The sequence below is a fragment of the Streptomyces sp. NPDC057307 genome (genome assembly GCF_042667665.1).
GTDB lineage: Bacteria > Actinomycetota > Actinomycetes > Streptomycetales > Streptomycetaceae > Streptomyces.
Map to the genome: position 1 here is coordinate 1 of NZ_JBHUZM010000165.1, position 15,110 is coordinate 15,110.

Sequence of the window (15,110 nt, forward strand, 5' to 3'; positions counted from 1 at the left end):
GCCCGGCCACGGGGGCCGCCGGGCCGCCCGCGGGCGTCTCCGCTCTCAACCCCCGCTGCGCGACCTCGCCTTGAACGCCGCCTTGCGGGCCTCCTTCGCCGACTTGCGGTCCCGGTGGAGACGGCCCATCGCCTCCAGGACGTCCGCCGTCGCCGGGTGGTCCACCCGCCAGGCCGCGTCGAAGAAGCCGCTGTGCTGGCCCACCAGGCCCTCCACCAGCTCCTGGAGCTCCACCGGCTCGCCCTCCGCGTCGAGTTGGGCCGCGATCGTGTCGATCGCCAGCCAGAAGATCATCGACTCGGACGGCGGCGGCACGTCGACCGCCCCCAGTTCGGCGAGCCAGACGCGGGCGAGGCCGCCCAGCTCCGGATCGTCCAGGACCTCGCGCACCGCGGGCTCGGCCTCGGCGCCGACGAGCGCGAGGGACTGCTGGCAGTGCAGCCGGCGCAGCGGGGCGCCCGGGTCGGTTCCCTTGGCGGCGACGAGGAGTTCGCGTGCCGCCGCGGCGGCCTCGCGGCGGGCCAGCCACTGTTCGGTCTCGGCGCGGGCCGCCGGCTCGGGGAAGTGCGCGACGCCGTCGAGCAGCGCGTCCGCGCCCTTCTCGGCCAGGTCGCCGACGGCGGGCGCCTCGACGCCCGCGTCGCGCATCCGGGACCGGATGCCGTGCAGACCGAGCGGGGTCAGCGTGACGACGCCGTACCGGGACACGTCCTCGTCGTCGCCGGACGGTACGGCGTCGGCGCCGGCCTCGGAGTCCTCGACCATCAGGGCCTCGTCCACGGGCACGTACGTGACGAGCCCGATCGGCTCCAGCAGCGCGAACTGGTCGTCCAGCCGCATCATCGCCTCCGACACCTGCTCCAGGACGTCGTCGGTGGGTTCGCCCATGTCGTCGGGCACGATCATCGACGCGGCGAGGACCGGCAGCGGTACGGGGACGGGATCCGTCCCGCCCTCTCCGACGGTGAGCAGATACAGATTCCCGAGGACGCCCTCCAGGAACTCCGCCTCCACCTCCGGGTCCCAGTCCAGCGCGTCGAGGTCGATCTCGCCGTCGTCGCCGATCGCCCCGGCCAGATCCTCCAGAACGGGCGCCGTCGCGTCGGCGAAGACGACGTCCAGGGCGTCCAGCCAGAGGGAGAGGATGTCCTGCGGGCTGCCGGAGGTGATCAGTTCGAGCGCGGCGCCGGCGCTCACGGTGCCGTCGGCATCGTCGGAGGAGCCGGAGGAGCCCGATGCGGCGTCGTCCTCCGCGTCCTCGACCTCGACCAGCCCCGTGTCCACGGCCACCCGCCACGCCTCGCTCGCCTCGGCCTCGGCGTCGGCCCGTGCCTGCGCCGCCAGCGCCTCGTCGCCCTCCGTCGGCTCCGGGCTCCCGGTCCCGATGAGCCCCAGCACCTCGGCCGCGTCGGGCAGTTGCTCGTCGACGAGTTCACCGCCCGCGCCGACGCGTGTCCCCGGCCCGGCCCAGCGGGCGAGGCGCACCGCCCTGGCGAGCAGCGGTACGGCGAGCGCGTCCCGCGCCAGCTCCGCGTCCGAGGGCAGCCGCACCGGCGGCAGAGTGGGGCGGTCTCCGGACATCTGGTGATTCTCCTTGCGCCTTACGGGGTCCAGGGCGCCCAAGCGTAGACGTATTTCACCCCATCCCACCCGGTTCACTTGGCCGACAACGGGCGTACACCCGGACACCCTTGACAACACATGGGCCCACGCAAGAGATTGACGCGCGTAGAACTACGTCTCCACGCCGCCCCCCTCCCGCAGCCCTTCCTCACTTCCCGGAGTCCCGTAATGCCTTCATCCGTACCGAGAACGGCCGCGGTTTCCGCCCTCGTCGCCGCCGCACTCGCCGCCGGTCTGCTCGCCGGATCCTCCTCGGCCTCGGCCGCCGACGTCAGGATCCACGGCATCCAGGGCAGTGGCCGGATATCGCCGCTCGTGGGCACCCCGGTGGCGGACGTCCCGGGCATCGTCACCGGTGTTCGGACCTACGGCTCCCGGGGCTTCTGGTTCCAGGACCCGAACCCCGACAAGGACGCGGCGACGAGCGAGGGCATCTTCGTCTTCACCAACGCCGTGCCGACGGTCGCCGTGGGCGACTCGATCATGGTGTCCGGCACGGTCACCGAGTACATCCCCGGCGGCGCCGCCTCCGGGAACCAGTCCCTCACCCAGATTTCGTCGCCGAAGATCACGGTCGTCTCCTCCGGCAACAAGGTCCCCGCGCCGGTCACCATCTCCGCCAAGTCCGTACCGGCCGCGTACGCCCCGAAGGGCACCGCCGCGACCGGCAACAGCATCAACGGCCTTCAGCTGAAGCCCAGGAGCTACGCGCTGGACTACTACGAGTCGCTGGAGGGCACCAACGTCCGCGTCGGCACCTCGCGCGTGGTCGGCGCCACCGACCCGTACTCGGAGCTGTGGGTGACGGTCAAGCCGAGCGAGAACGAGAACCGCCGCGGCGGCACGGTCTACGGCGGTTACGACGACCAGAACACCGGCCGGCTCCAGATCCAGCAGCTGGCCCCCGTCGCCGAGCAGCCGTTCCCGAAGGCCGACGTCGGCGACGTGCTGTCGGGCGACACCGAAGGGCCCCTGGACTTCAACCAGTTCGGCGGCTACACCTTGACCGCCCGCACGCTCGGCAAGGTCACCGGCGGTGGCGCCAAGCCCGAGACGACCCGTGCGCAGCGCCGCGACGAGCTGGCCGTGGCGACGTACAACGTCGAGAACCTCGACCCGTCCGACCCGCAGGCGAAGTTCGACGCGCTCGCCCGCGCCGTCGTCGGCAATCTGGCGTCGCCGGACATCCTGGCGCTGGAGGAGATCCAGGACGACAACGGCGCGACGGACGACGGCACCGTCTCCGCCGACGCCACGATCGCCAAGTTCACGGCGGCGATCGTCGCGGCCGGCGGCCCGGCGTACGAGGCGCGGACCATCGACCCGGAGAACAAGACCGACGGCGGCGAGCCCGGCGGCAACATCCGCCAGGTCTTCCTCTTCAACCCCGAGCGGGTCTCCTTCACCGACCGCGCGGGCGGCGACGCCACGACGGCGACCGAGGCCGTACGGACCGACGGCAAGGCCGCGCTGAGCCTCTCCCCCGGCCGGATCGACCCGACGAACGCCGCCTGGACCGACAGCCGCAAGCCGCTTGCCGGTGAGTTCGTCTTCCGCGGCAAGCCGGTCGTCGTGATCGCCAACCACTTCGGCTCCAAGGGCGGCGACGAGAGCATCGTCTCGCACCACCAGCCGCCGAACCGGATCTCCGAGGCGCAGCGGCACCTCCAGGCGCAGGCCGTCAACACCTTCGTGAAGGACCTTCTCAAGATCCAGCGGAGCGCCGACGTCCTGGTGGTCGGTGACATCAACGACTTCGAGTTCTCCACGACCACGAAGACGCTCACCGCCGGCGGCGCGCTGTACCCGGGGATCAAGTCCCTTCCGGCGCCTGAGCGTTACTCGTACGTCTACCAGGGCAACAGCCAGGTTCTCGACCAGATCCTGACCAGCCCGGCGGTCGACGACTTCGACTACGACAGCGTCCACATCAACGCCGAGTTCGCCGACCAGAACAGCGACCACGACCCCCAGGTGCTGCGCTTCCGCCCGTGACCAGGCCCGTGTCCGCCTGAACCGACCGTGAACCGACCCTGAACGGCGGTGGCCCGGCCGTACCCCACATACGGCCGGACCACCGCGCTCGACCCACGCCCGCCAACCAACGCCACGCCGGCCCGCGCCCTCAACCTGGTGTCCTCACCCCCGCGCCCTCACCCCGCGGCGAGGCTGATCGCGGGCGTGTACCTGTTGACCGTGCTGCTCGCGAGACCCGGGTAGTTCCGTACCTTCTCCCACTGCTCCGTGCTCGAACCGACGCCGTCGCCGGGCGCTTCGAGCGCCGCGATGTGGCCCTCCGCGCTCTCCCACTCGGCGTAGTTGAGCACCCGCGTCCCGTCCGTACTCGCGTGGAAGTACGCGGCGATCCCGGCCGACCGCTCGGAGGGATCGTTGTCGAGAGCCGCGAAGACGGTGTCCGTCCACTCCCGCTGCCGCGCCGCGTCGGGTCCCTCGAACTCGATGTCCACGATCACCACGCAGCCCGGCACCCGGGTGTCCCCCTCGGCCAGCTCCCCACTGCGGTACAGCTCGTACGAGCCGAGCCCGAGCCGCTCGATCCCCGGCACGGCGGCGTCGATCTCCGCGTTGCGCTCGTCCCGGCCCGTACGGAAGAAGTGCTGGTAGGCCGCCTCGTCGCGCCACTGCGAGTAGTGGAGCAGCGTCTCGCCGTCCTCGCCGACCAGGACGCTGTACGAGAGGAGGCCGCCGTCCGGCCAGTCGCGGCTCCGCCATGCCGCACCGATCGCGTCGACCGCCGCGCGCTGCCGTTCCGGCGTGCCGACCCGCCAGGTGCTGACCTTGACGACGCCCACGCCGGGACGGGTGATCTCCGGGACAGTGGTGACCTGCACGGACATGGTGATCCCTCCTCGCCGCACCCCCGTGGTGCGGCGTCACTCACCATGCTCAGATATGAAGTGCGGTTGAGGTCAACGCGCTTTCGCCCAGCGCGCCACCCAGTCGGCGAAGCCGGACTCCTCCTCGAAGGGCGCGGCGCCCACGTCGCTCACGGCCCATATCCGGCCGCGCTGTGGGCCCGTGACGACCAGATGCCAGTAGAGCCCGCAGCCGTCCGTGCCCAGCACGATGCTGCCGTCGTTGCCGACGTCGTCGATCAGCGGCTCTATCTCCTCGTACGGCCGGGGGTCGTCCTCCCACACCCAGGACTCGGTCAGCGGGAACGGCTTCGCGGGGGCGCGCTGCCCGTCGTCGGGGCCCCAGTCCGCGGGCAGGCGCTCCAGCGGGATCAGCCCGTCGACATCGGCGGGACCCTCACCGCTGCCGTCGCATATCTCGGCGACCAGTGTGCGATACGGCTCCGGCAGCACGATGCCCTGCTCCCGCTCGAAGGCGCGCACGGTGTCCCAGCCCAGCGGGGGCCGGCGGATCTCGGGCGGGAAGGCGGCGCGCAGGGCGTCGAGGTCGGCGGGATCGGCACGTTCGGTGTTCATACGGTCCATTGGATCACCGGCCACCGACAGGGTCGGCCGCCCAGGCCGTCACGTCGAGGGTGCCCTCCGAGCCGAGGTCGACGCCGAGAGGCAGGGAGATCGGCTCCTCGCCGGGAGCGGGCGTGACGAGGATGTGGGCGCCGGGGGTGGGGGCTCCGTCGAGGGAGGTGACGCGGTTGTTCCACTCCAGATCGGTGTGGGCGGTGCCGTTGGGGGCCAGGGTCAGTTGCCGCGGGCGGTCCTTCCCGTGGGTGATCGACACGTCGATCGGCTCACGGGCCTCGTCGAGGAGTTCGATGCCCGGGTAGCCCTTGACCCGATAGGGCTTGTCGCCGCAGTTCCAGAGCTGGACGGTGATCACGCGGATGCCCATGGCCGCGTTCTCGCCGCCGATCACGACGTCGAGGCCGGACGGCGGGCAGCCGGGCGCCTTCGTCCCGGCGGACGGGGACGAGGACGGGGGCGGGGATCCGTACTGCTGGTAGGAGGGCGACAGCGGGGCGGGGGACACCAGCCCGGACGGGGCGGCGCCACCGCCCCGCTCCGCCTCGATCTCGCCCTTCAGGTCCGAACATCCCGCCGCCGTCAGCAGCAGGACGAACGCCCCGGCCGGCAGCGCGGCATGGCGGTGTCGCCTCGTCATCGGATCCCCGTCCCCCTCGGTGTACGCGCTGACGCGTCGTCAGTTGTTGCTGTGCAGAACGTCGTTCAGGCCGCCCCAGACCGCGTTGTTCGGACGGGCCTCGACCTTGCCGGTGACCGAGTTGCGGCGGAAGAGGATGTTCGACGCGCCGGACAGCCCACGCGCCTTGACGATCTCCCCGTCGGGCAGCGTCACGCGCGTACCCGCCGTGATGTAGAGACCCGCCTCGACGACGCACTCGTCGCCCAGCGGAATGCCGACACCCGCCTCCGCGCCGATGAGGCAGCGCTCACCGATCACGATGCGCTCCGTGCCGCCGCCGGAGAGGGTGCCCATGGTGGAGGCACCGCCGCCGATGTCCGAGCCGTCGCCCACGACGACACCGGCCGAGATCCGGCCCTCGACCATGGAGGTGCCGAGGGTGCCGGCGTTGAAGTTGACGAAGCCCTCGTGCATCACGGTGGTGCCCTCGGCGAGGTGCGCGCCGAGCCGGACGCGGTCGGCGTCGCCGATCCGGACGCCCTTGGGGGCGACGTAGTCCGTCATACGCGGGAACTTGTCGACCGAGGTGACCTGGAGGTGCAGGCCCTCCGCGCGGGCGTTCAGACGCACGGTCTCCAGCGCGTCGACGGCGACCGGGCCGAGCGAGGTCCAGGCGACGTTGGCGAGCAGGCCGAAGAGACCGTCGAGGCTCTGGCCGTGCGGCTTCACCAGACGGTGGCTGAGCAGGTGCAGACGCAGATACGCGTCGTGCGCGTCGAGCGGCTTGTCGTCGAGCGAGGCGATGACCGTACGAACGGCGACGACCTCGACCCCGCGGCGCGCGTCGGGCCCGACGGCCTTCCGCGCGGCGTCGCCGAGCAGTTCGGCCGCGCGGCCGGCGGTCAGCCGCTCGGTGCCGGCGGGGCCCGGCTCGTCGCTGAGCACGGGGGCGGGGTACCAGGTGTCGAGGACGGTGCCGTCCTCGGTGAGGGTGGCGAGCCCGGCGGCGACGGCGCCGGTGGTGCGAGTAGCAGTCGTATCGGTCATGAGCGAAACCTAACGGGCGCCCGTACACCGAGGCCAACCGGTCTCGGCGTACGGGCACCCGCCCCCGTGGGTCGAGGGCCCCTCCGGGTCGAGGGCCCTCGTGGCGCACGCCCCCCCGTGCGTCAACCGCGCTCGTGGTTCACGGGCGTTGACGGTCCTTGGCGACCAGGGCCGATTCCAGCACCAGGTCCTCCATGGTGACGTCCCCCTTCTTCCAGGCGGTCGACGGCTCGGCCACGACCGGCTTCCCGTCCGGGCCGATGTGCTCAGCCGCCGAGCTGTCCCGGGTCGCCGTCCACCGCTGCCCGAGCGGCAGACCCGTGGCCGGATCCAGCAGGTACATCCTGATCTCGGCGCCGGCGCCTCCGGCGTCCTTCATGCCGACGGCGACGGTCTCCCGGCCGGCGGTGTCGGTGACGCGGCTCGCCTTCACACCGGGGAGTTCCGCCATCGCGCGGTAGACCTTCGCCAGCCCCTCGGGATGGACGATCGGCTGCTCGGTGAACATCAGCCCGAGCGCCCGGAACGCGTGCTGGTCGGGCGTCTCCGAGCCTTCGGAGTCGGTCGGATAGAACTTCAGAACCTCATCGAGCACCTTGTCCCGGTCGTCGGGCAGGTCGGCGAGACGTGCGTAGATCTCCCGGGCCGAGTAGTCGTCGTCCTTCTTGCCCTTCTCCGCGGCCGGATCGCCGAACGGAATCCACTCCTCCACCTCGTGCGGCCCCGGCCCCTTCAGGAGCATGGTGTTCTCCTCGCCCGGCATCACCGGCTCCCTCACCGTCGCACCCGGCGGAGGCTTCTCGCCGGGGCGGACTTCGACCACGATGCCGGAGTTCTCGTCCATGGTCACGTTGTAGGAGCTCTCGCGGGTGTAGACCCACTGCTTGGCGCCGGGGTGCGGCACCGGGTCGTCCTCGACCATCGCCGCGGCGTTCAGCAGCACGTCCTTCGCGCTGCCGACCGGGCCCCGCCCGCTCAGCAGCGACGCGTCGACGCCCTGGTCGCCCCCGCCCACCAGCAGCGTCGCCGACACGGTCGCCGCCGTGATCGCCGCAACGGCTCCGACTGCCCCCGTACGCCAGTCGGAACGCAGCCTGCGGATCCGGCCGCCGGACGACGCCGTGTCGAGCAGCCGCTGCCTGCCCGGGGCCAGCCTGGCCCGGTCGGGTACCGGTGCGTCGGCGCGCAGTTCACGCACGAATGCCGTCTCATCCATGGATCGTCGCCTCCGCAACGTCTGTCACTCGGGTGGGGTCGTCGCCCAGCGCCGTACGTACCTTGCGCCGCGCCCTGTTGAGCCGCGACCTGACCGTGCCGATCGGTATGGACAGCGCGTCCGCCACCTCCTGATAGCTGAGGTCCGCCCAGGCGACCAGCAGCAGGACATGCCGGTCGCCGCCGGACAGGGCGGCGACGGCCCCGGCGAGCGCGGCCTGCGCGGCCTCGGCGGTGACCCGGCTGTCGACGCGCTCGACCCAGGACTCGGCGACGGGGTCGCGGCCGGTACGGGCGAGGGCGCGCAGGCCGCGTACCTCCTTACGGCGCTGCTTGCCGATCAGATTGGCGGCGATGCCGTACAGCCAGGGGCGCGCGCTCTCCCGTGCGGTGTCGAACCGGGCGCGGATGCGGAACGCCGTCAGGAAGGTGTCGGCGGTGATGTCGTCGGCGGCGCCGTCGCCGAGCCGGCGTGCGGCGTAGCGGTGGATGTCGGCGGCGTGCCGGTCGTAGAGGAGCGCGAAGACTTCCGGGCGCTCCAGGGACTGTCGGACGACGGCTGCGTCGTCCTCGTCGTCGTCCGGTGGTCTTCCGGTCACGAGCCCTCCGTGTGCGGCGTGTTCAGGCGTGCTTCCACTGCCTGTTCCCCGATGCGCCGCAACGGGTTCACGCGGGGCCGGCGGTGGCCCGCGCCGGTTCGGCCGGGCTGATTCAGCCGAGCCGGTTGTCGTCGCTGTCGCCGGGGGCGCGGCCGGTGTCGTCCTCGGCGCGCGGCAGGAGCCGGTGCCCCTCGGAGTGGTGGTTCACCCAGCCGCAGACTCCGCAGCTGTAGCGGCCGTCGAGCCCGGCGATGAGCGTGCCGCACTGCCGGCACTCCGCGTACGTGATCTCGGGGCCTATGACGGCCACGGGTTCCGGCGCGGACTCCGGCGCGCGCTCCGGCACGGACCTGGCGGGCGGAATGGTCATCCGGTCAATCTACCGGGACCGCTCCACGCCCCGTCGAGCCGTCCGCGAGGATCCGGCGGAGCATCTCGCGCGTGTAGCCGGGGTCGTACTCGCTGCCGGTGAGCAGTACTTGCAGGCAGATCCCGTCGAGCAGCGCGACCAGCGCGCGGGCGGTGACCGGGTCGACCCGGTCGGCGAGGATCGTCGTGACCCCGACGCACCACTCGGCGGCCACGGGCCGCAGCGCGGGGCGGCTCAGGGCGGCGAGGTACAGCTCGTACTCCAGCTCGACGCTCGTGGGGTCCGCCGCCAGCCACCGACCGGTGATACGGGCCAGCTCGTCCGCGATGTCGCACTCCGGGTCGGCGAGGGCGCCGCTCTCCCGGACGGCGGTGGCGAAGCCCTCGTTGACCTGTCGCAGCGCGGCGACCAACAGCTCGTCCAGGGAGGCGAAGTGGTACGTCGTGGAGCCGAGCGGCACATCGGCCTCGGCGGCGACGGTGCGGTGGCTCAGCCCCGCGATCCCGCTGCCGCCGACCACCCGGATCGCCGCGTCGATGATCCGCTGCCGTCGCTCGGGGTCGTAGCGCCGCACCATCAGTGGGCCCCGCCAAGATTGAGGAGTACGACACCGCCGATGACGAGCGCGATGCCGGCGAGTTTGGCCGGGGTGGCCGCCTCGCTCAGGAAGACCATACCGATGGCGGCGACGGCGGCGGTGCCGACGCCCGCCCAGATCGCGTAGGCGGTGCCCACGGAGAGGGTCTTGAGCGTCTGGGCGAGCAGCGTGAAGGCCAGCACGTAGCCGACCACGGCTCCCAGTGAGGGCCAGAGCCGGGTGAAGCCCTCGCTGTACTTCATGGCCGTCGTGCCGGCCACCTCCGCCGCGATCGCGACGGCGAGCAATCCGTATGCCAGTCCCATGTGTACGAGTGTACGCATGGGATGCGTACGCGCGTACACAAGATGGCGGAATTCGCGGCCGGAGCGCCGGCGGCTACGGTGTCCCGGCCGGAGTCGGCGACAACGCATCGGAGCAGAGCAGTGACGCAGGACGCGGGGTGGGGCGGCGGCCCGAACAGCGGGCCGCCGGGCGGTTACGGGCCGTACGGCGGTGGCGGTCCGCCGCCGTACGGAAACCAACCTCCGTACGACAACCAACCTCCGTACGGAAATCAGCCTCCCTACGGAGGCCAGCCCCCGTACGGCGGTGGTCCGCCGCCTCCGTACGGAAGCGGCCCCCCGCCCGGCTGGGGAGGCTGGTCGCGCCCGCGAGGGCCGAAGCCCGGCGTCATACCGCTGAGCCCGCTCAGCCTCGGCGAGATACTCGGCGGCGCGTTCTCGACGCTGGGCCGCCACTGGGCGCAGGTGCTGGGCGTCGCCCTGGCGGTGTACGGCGCCGCGTTGCTGGTGAGCGGTGCGGCGCTGGCCGTCGCGTACGCCGCCGTCGGCGACCGTCTGTCGGCCGTCGTCGACACACCGGGCCGCTCCGCACCCGCGTGGGACGACGTACAGCCGCTGATCGTCGCCTTCGTCTGCCTCTGGCTCGTACTGATGGCGACACTGCTGCTCGCCACCGCGACGATGCAGACCTGCTGCCCGCTGATCGTCCAGGAGGCGGTGCTCGGCGGGCCGGTCAAGGTCCGCGCGATCCTGCTGCGGGCGCTGTCGCGGGTGCCGGCCGTGATCGGAACGGTCTTCCTCAGCGGACTGATCGCCACGGTCCCGGTGCTGCTCTTCATCACCGGAGTGGTCGCCACGGTGGTCACGTTCGCCACCACGGGCGGCTGGGACCCGGCCGCCTGGCTGATCCTCCTGGGCTTCGTGGGCAGTCTGGTCCTCGGACCCCTCGCGATCTGGGTATGGGTGCTGTTCAGCCTCGCCCCGGCGGTCGTCGTCATCGAGTCGCGGGGCCCCGTCGACGCGCTGCGCCGCTCGGCCCAACTGGTGCGCGGCTCCTGGTGGCGCGTCTGCGGCATCTCTCTGCTGGCCTTCGTGATCGCGTCGGTCGCGGGCCTGGCGGTCCAGCAAGTGCTCAATGTGGTGGGGGCGTTGCCCAACAGCCTCAGCTCGGGAGAGTTCAGTTACGAGCCGACCCTGGGCGAGATCTTCGTCGCCGTGAGCGGCTATCTGCTCCTGGCGCTGGTGGGCCAGTTGGTCAGCCAGGTCTTCTCGACGACCTTCCCGCAGCTGGTGCTCAACCTTCTCTACATCGACCAGCGCATCCGCAGGGAGGACCTGGCACCGTCGCTGATCGCGGCGGCTGGCACCCGGCCCGCCTCCTACCGGCCCGCGCACCGCTGACGAAGGCCGCGTACCGCGCGAGCGACCGGCGGGGGCGGGTTGCCGCCACGGCGGTTTCACGCCAGGGGTGAAGCCGTCCGGGGCCCTGATTTGCCGGTAGATCAGCCCTATGACATTTTCCCTCTCCTCCGTTTCCGGCCGGGCGAGACCCGCTCGCGCGGGACTCAGGGCTCCGCTCATAGCGATCTCGGTCGCCCTCGTGAGCGGCGTCATCCTCCCGGTGGCGGGTCCGGCCGCCGCCGCCCCCAAGCCGCCGACCGCCGGGGACCGCCAGGGTTCCGGGGTCCAGGACTACGACATCACCCTGGTCACCGGGGACGTCGTCCACTACACGGACGGCGCCGGCGACCAGGACACCGTCACCGTCGACCGCCCCGAAGGCGCGAAGGGCGGCGTGCGTGTGCGGCAGGCCGGGGAGGACATCTACGTCATCCCCGACGAGGCGGTGTCCCTTCTCGCGGCGAACAAGCTGGACCGTCGTCTCTTCAACGTGTCGGCACTGGCCGAGATGGGCTACGACGACCGGCGCTCGGCGGGTATACCGCTCATCGCCACCTACCCGGCGGGCAAGGCCCGTTCACTGCCGGCGGCTCCGAACGGCAGCAGGACGGTCACCCGGCTCGACTCGGTCCACGGCGCGGCGCTGAAGACCGACAAGGACGACGCCCGGACGTTCTGGAGCTCCGTCTTCCGTACGGAGGCGAGCCGTTCGCTGGACGGCGGCATCGCCAAGCTCTGGCTCGACGGCAAGGCCGAGGCCACGCTCAAGGACTCCGTACCGCAGGTCAACGCCCCGCAGGCGTGGGCGGCCGGCTTCGACGGCAAGGGCACCACGGTCGCCGTCCTGGACACCGGCATCGACGCGACCCATCCGGACGTCAAGGACCGCGTCACGCTGTCCAAGAGCTTCGTGCCGGGTGAGGAGGTCGACGACAAGAACGGCCACGGCACGCACGTCGCCTCCACCATCGCGGGTTCCGGCGCGGCGTCGGACGGGGTCAACAAGGGCGTCGCACCGGCAGCCGACCTGATCGTCGGCAAGGTTCTGAGCGACGAGGGATCGGGCGCGGACTCCGGCATCATCGAAGCGATGGAGTGGGCGAAGGCCGAGGGCGCCGACGTCGTCTCCATGAGCCTCGGCTCCAGCGTCCCGGACGACGGCACCGACCCGATGTCGCAGGCCGTCGACGCCCTGTCGGCCGACGGCGGTCCGCTCTTCGTGATCGCCGCGGGCAACGCCTACGGCGCGGGCACCATCGGTTCGCCCGGCTCGGCGGCGAAGGCCCTCACCGTCGCCGCCGTCGACAAGAGCGACCGGCGCGCCGACTTCTCCTCGATGGGCCCGCTCGTCGGGTCGCACGGTCTGAAGCCGGACCTGTCCGCGCCCGGCGTCGACATCAACGCCGCCGCCTCGCAGTCCGTCCCGGGCATCGAGGGCCTGTACCAGCGGATGTCCGGTACCTCGATGGCCACACCGCACGTCGCCGGCGCCGCCGCCGTCCTGAAGCAGCGGCACCCGGACTGGTCCGGTCAGCGCGTCAAGGACGCCCTGATGAGTTCCTCCGAGGAGCTGCCCGACCACACGCCGTACGAGCAGGGCACCGGCCGGCTGGACGTCAAGGCTGCGATCGACACCACGATCGAGGCCACCGGCTCGGTCGAGGTCGCCTCGTACGACTGGCCGCACAGCGCGTCCGACCCGGTGGCGGAGCGCGTCATCACCTACCGCAACACGGGTGACAAGGACGTCACGCTCGACCTGACCACCGGTACGGACACCGGGACCTACACCCTGTCGGCCGACACCCTGACCGTCCCGGCGGGCTCCACCGCCGAGGCCGTCCTCTCGCTGGACCCGGCGAAGGCCGCGAACGACACCCAGTTCTCCGGTCAGGTCGTCGCCAAGGACGCCACGGGCACGACCGTCGCGCACACCGGCTTCGCGCTCAACAAGGAGCAGGAGCTGTACGACCTCACCCTCCGGCTCCGCGACCGCGCGGGCCGGCCGATGGACGGCAACGTCGTCCTCGCCGCGCTCGGCGACCCGAACCTGGGCGTCGTCCAGGTCTCCGGCGAAACCACGCTGCGGCTGCCTCCCGGCAACTACACCGCGTGGACCGCCGCGGACATCGACGGTGACCGGGCCGACTCGAAGGCCCTGGCGTTCCTCGCGGCCCCCGAGACGATCCTCGACAAGGCCACCACCGTCACGCTCGACGCCGCGAAGGCCCGCAAGGTCGACGTACGCACGCCGAAGGAGACGGAGACCCGCCAGCTGCGCTACGACATGGCCCGTACGTCCCCCGAGGGTGTGGTCCAGCGCGACGCCTACCAGATCCCGCTGACGTACGACCAGTTGTGGGCGGCCCCCACGAAGAAGGTCACCGAGGGAAGCTTCAGCTTCCTGACCCGCTGGCGTCAGGGCGAGGAGCTGATCGACCTGACGGCCGACGGTCACGACGTCCCGGTCACGGTGCAGGGCGGCTCGGTCGTCGCCGAGGACAGCGAGCAGAAGCTGACGGCCGTCTACGCCGGTGACGGTGCCAAGGCCGACTTCACGGGCCGCGCCGTCAGGGGCAAGGCCGTGGTGGTCACCCGGAGCGACGCCGTCCCGCCCGAGGAGCGGCTGGCCAACGCCCTGGCCGCGGGCGCGAAGGCGCTTCTGGTCGTCAACGACGAACGCGGAGTCGCGATGGAGTCCTACGCCCCGTACGGCGAGGAGACCACCATCCCGGTCGCCTCGGTGCGGCGGATCGCGGGCGAGAAGCTGATCGAGGCGGCGCGGCGCGGCAAGAAGGTCACGCTCGACCAGCGGAGGTTCGCCTCCTACGTCTACGACCTGGTCGACCGCCACGACGGCGCGATCCCGGACCGCTCGCTGGCCTTCGCACCGTCGGCGCGTCAGCTGGCGAAGGTGGAGAACACCTTCTACGGCCACCAGGACACGCTGGGCGCCGGCTACCGCTACGACATCCCGGAGTACGGTCCCGGCCTCGGTTTCGAGGAGTACGAGAAGTTCCCGGGCACCCGGACCGAGTGGGTCACCCCGCTGCCGGGCGCGTCCTTCTGGTACGAGAACCACTCGGTGCTGACCCCCGACTCCGGCACGGCACACGAGGTGCGGAGCGCGGAACTCGACTACACGGCGGGCCGGACCTACCGCGACCGGTGGTTCGCCCCGGTGGTCGGTCCCCGGCTCGGGACGGGCTACTGGGGGCCGTTCCGTACCGCGTACAACGACATCCAGTTCAACATCACGCCCTGGACGGACTCGGGCGAGGGCCACTCCGGCTCGATGCCGGAGGACGAGTACGACACCACGTCCTACGCCTTCTACCAGGGTGACACCTTGATCAAGAAGGGCCCTGGCCGGGCGGGCTACGGCTGGGACCTGTCGTCGGACGCGGTGCCGTACCGGCTGGTCATCGACTCGGCGCGGGACGGGGCCAGGTGGAAGACCTCGACGCGGACGCGCACGGAGTGGAACTTCGTCTCCGGCGCCCTGCCCGAGGGCACCGAGCAGGCCGACATCCCGCTGCTGCAGCTCGACTACGACGTGGACACCGATCTGGCGGGTGACGTCAGGGCCGGGAAGTGGGTCGAGATCGGTCTGGAGTCCGGTACCCAGGCGTGGCTGGCGGGTGCGGTGAAGGCCACCACGGCGTCGCTGTCGGTCAGCTACGACGAGGGCAGGACCTGGAGCGCCGCGGAGCTGCGCGGGAGTTCGTCGGGGAAGTGGACGGCGAAGCTGCGGACGCCCGCCGGGGGCGCCTCCTCCGTCTCGCTGAAGGCACACGCCGGGGGCCCCGGGGGCCTGGGCGTCGACCAGGAGATCATCAGGGCCTTCGGCCTCAAGTGATCGGCCGGGCACCGACAAGCCACCGGGCCCTGTGCTC

13 protein-coding genes are annotated in these 15,110 nt (G+C 71.8%); 3 read left to right on the forward strand and 10 right to left on the reverse strand.

The window, feature by feature from the left end:
* Positions 1 to 45 precede the first annotated feature (45 nt).
* A complete protein-coding gene (locus ACFUN8_RS33045; protein ID WP_383645862.1) occupies positions 46 to 1,581 on the reverse strand; it encodes a hypothetical protein in 1,536 nt (511 codons plus the stop codon).
* A 210-nt stretch (positions 1,582 to 1,791) separates the two neighbouring features.
* On the opposite strand from ACFUN8_RS33045, the gene ACFUN8_RS33050 reads away from it, so the two are divergent.
* Positions 1,792 to 3,618: an endonuclease/exonuclease/phosphatase family protein gene (locus ACFUN8_RS33050; RefSeq protein ID WP_383645865.1), complete on the forward strand. Its 1,827-nt coding sequence runs from the start codon at positions 1,792 to 1,794 to the stop codon at positions 3,616 to 3,618.
* Between the two features lie 158 nt (positions 3,619 to 3,776).
* Here the strand turns inward: ACFUN8_RS33050 and ACFUN8_RS33055 are convergent, their stop codons facing one another.
* The 9 genes from ACFUN8_RS33055 to ACFUN8_RS33095 all read right to left on the reverse strand — a co-directional run bounded on the left by ACFUN8_RS33055 (position 3,777) and on the right by ACFUN8_RS33095 (position 9,834).
* The gene (locus ACFUN8_RS33055; RefSeq protein WP_383645867.1) at positions 3,777 to 4,481 is read right to left on the reverse strand and encodes an antibiotic biosynthesis monooxygenase; all 705 of its coding nucleotides are present in this window, start codon (positions 4,479 to 4,481) and stop codon (positions 3,777 to 3,779) included.
* 72 nt (positions 4,482 to 4,553) lie between these two features.
* The gene (locus ACFUN8_RS33060) at positions 4,554 to 5,075 is read right to left on the reverse strand and encodes an SMI1/KNR4 family protein (RefSeq protein ID WP_383645870.1); all 522 of its coding nucleotides are present in this window, start codon (positions 5,073 to 5,075) and stop codon (positions 4,554 to 4,556) included.
* A 13-nt stretch (positions 5,076 to 5,088) separates the two neighbouring features.
* Positions 5,089 to 5,718 (reverse strand): DUF4232 domain-containing protein, encoded by a 630-nt coding sequence (locus ACFUN8_RS33065; RefSeq protein ID WP_383645872.1) that lies wholly within the window; start codon positions 5,716 to 5,718, stop codon positions 5,089 to 5,091.
* Positions 5,719 to 5,757: 39 nt separating this feature from the next.
* Entirely contained in the window at positions 5,758 to 6,747 is a 990-nt protein-coding gene (dapD, locus tag ACFUN8_RS33070) for a 2,3,4,5-tetrahydropyridine-2,6-dicarboxylate N-succinyltransferase (protein ID WP_383645875.1), read from the reverse strand.
* 139 nt (positions 6,748 to 6,886) lie between these two features.
* Positions 6,887 to 7,963, reverse strand: a complete 1,077-nt coding sequence (locus ACFUN8_RS33075) for a CU044_5270 family protein (RefSeq protein WP_383645877.1) — start codon at positions 7,961 to 7,963, stop codon at positions 6,887 to 6,889.
* Complete coding sequence (locus tag ACFUN8_RS33080; RefSeq protein ID WP_383645880.1) at positions 7,956 to 8,561, reverse strand: RNA polymerase sigma factor; 606 nt, start codon at positions 8,559 to 8,561, stop codon at positions 7,956 to 7,958. The genes ACFUN8_RS33075 and ACFUN8_RS33080 overlap by 8 nt, the downstream gene beginning before the upstream one ends.
* 112 nt (positions 8,562 to 8,673) lie before the next feature.
* A complete protein-coding gene (locus ACFUN8_RS33085) occupies positions 8,674 to 8,931 on the reverse strand; it encodes a hypothetical protein (RefSeq protein WP_383645883.1) in 258 nt (85 codons plus the stop codon).
* A 4-nt stretch (positions 8,932 to 8,935) separates the two neighbouring features.
* The gene (locus ACFUN8_RS33090) at positions 8,936 to 9,508 is read right to left on the reverse strand and encodes a TetR/AcrR family transcriptional regulator (protein WP_383645885.1); all 573 of its coding nucleotides are present in this window, start codon (positions 9,506 to 9,508) and stop codon (positions 8,936 to 8,938) included.
* A complete protein-coding gene (locus ACFUN8_RS33095; RefSeq protein ID WP_383645888.1) occupies positions 9,508 to 9,834 on the reverse strand; it encodes a DMT family transporter in 327 nt (108 codons plus the stop codon). The genes ACFUN8_RS33090 and ACFUN8_RS33095 overlap by 1 nt, the downstream gene beginning before the upstream one ends.
* 120 nt (positions 9,835 to 9,954) lie before the next feature.
* On the opposite strand from ACFUN8_RS33095, the gene ACFUN8_RS33100 reads away from it, so the two are divergent.
* On the forward strand, positions 9,955 to 11,214 hold the full coding sequence (locus ACFUN8_RS33100; RefSeq protein ID WP_383645890.1) for a hypothetical protein: 1,260 nt from the start codon (positions 9,955 to 9,957) through the stop codon (positions 11,212 to 11,214).
* 109 nt (positions 11,215 to 11,323) lie between these two features.
* Positions 11,324 to 15,073, forward strand: coding sequence for a S8 family serine peptidase (locus ACFUN8_RS33105; protein WP_383645893.1), 3,750 nt, complete (start codon positions 11,324 to 11,326; stop codon positions 15,071 to 15,073).
* Positions 15,074 to 15,110: the final 37 nt, after the last annotated feature.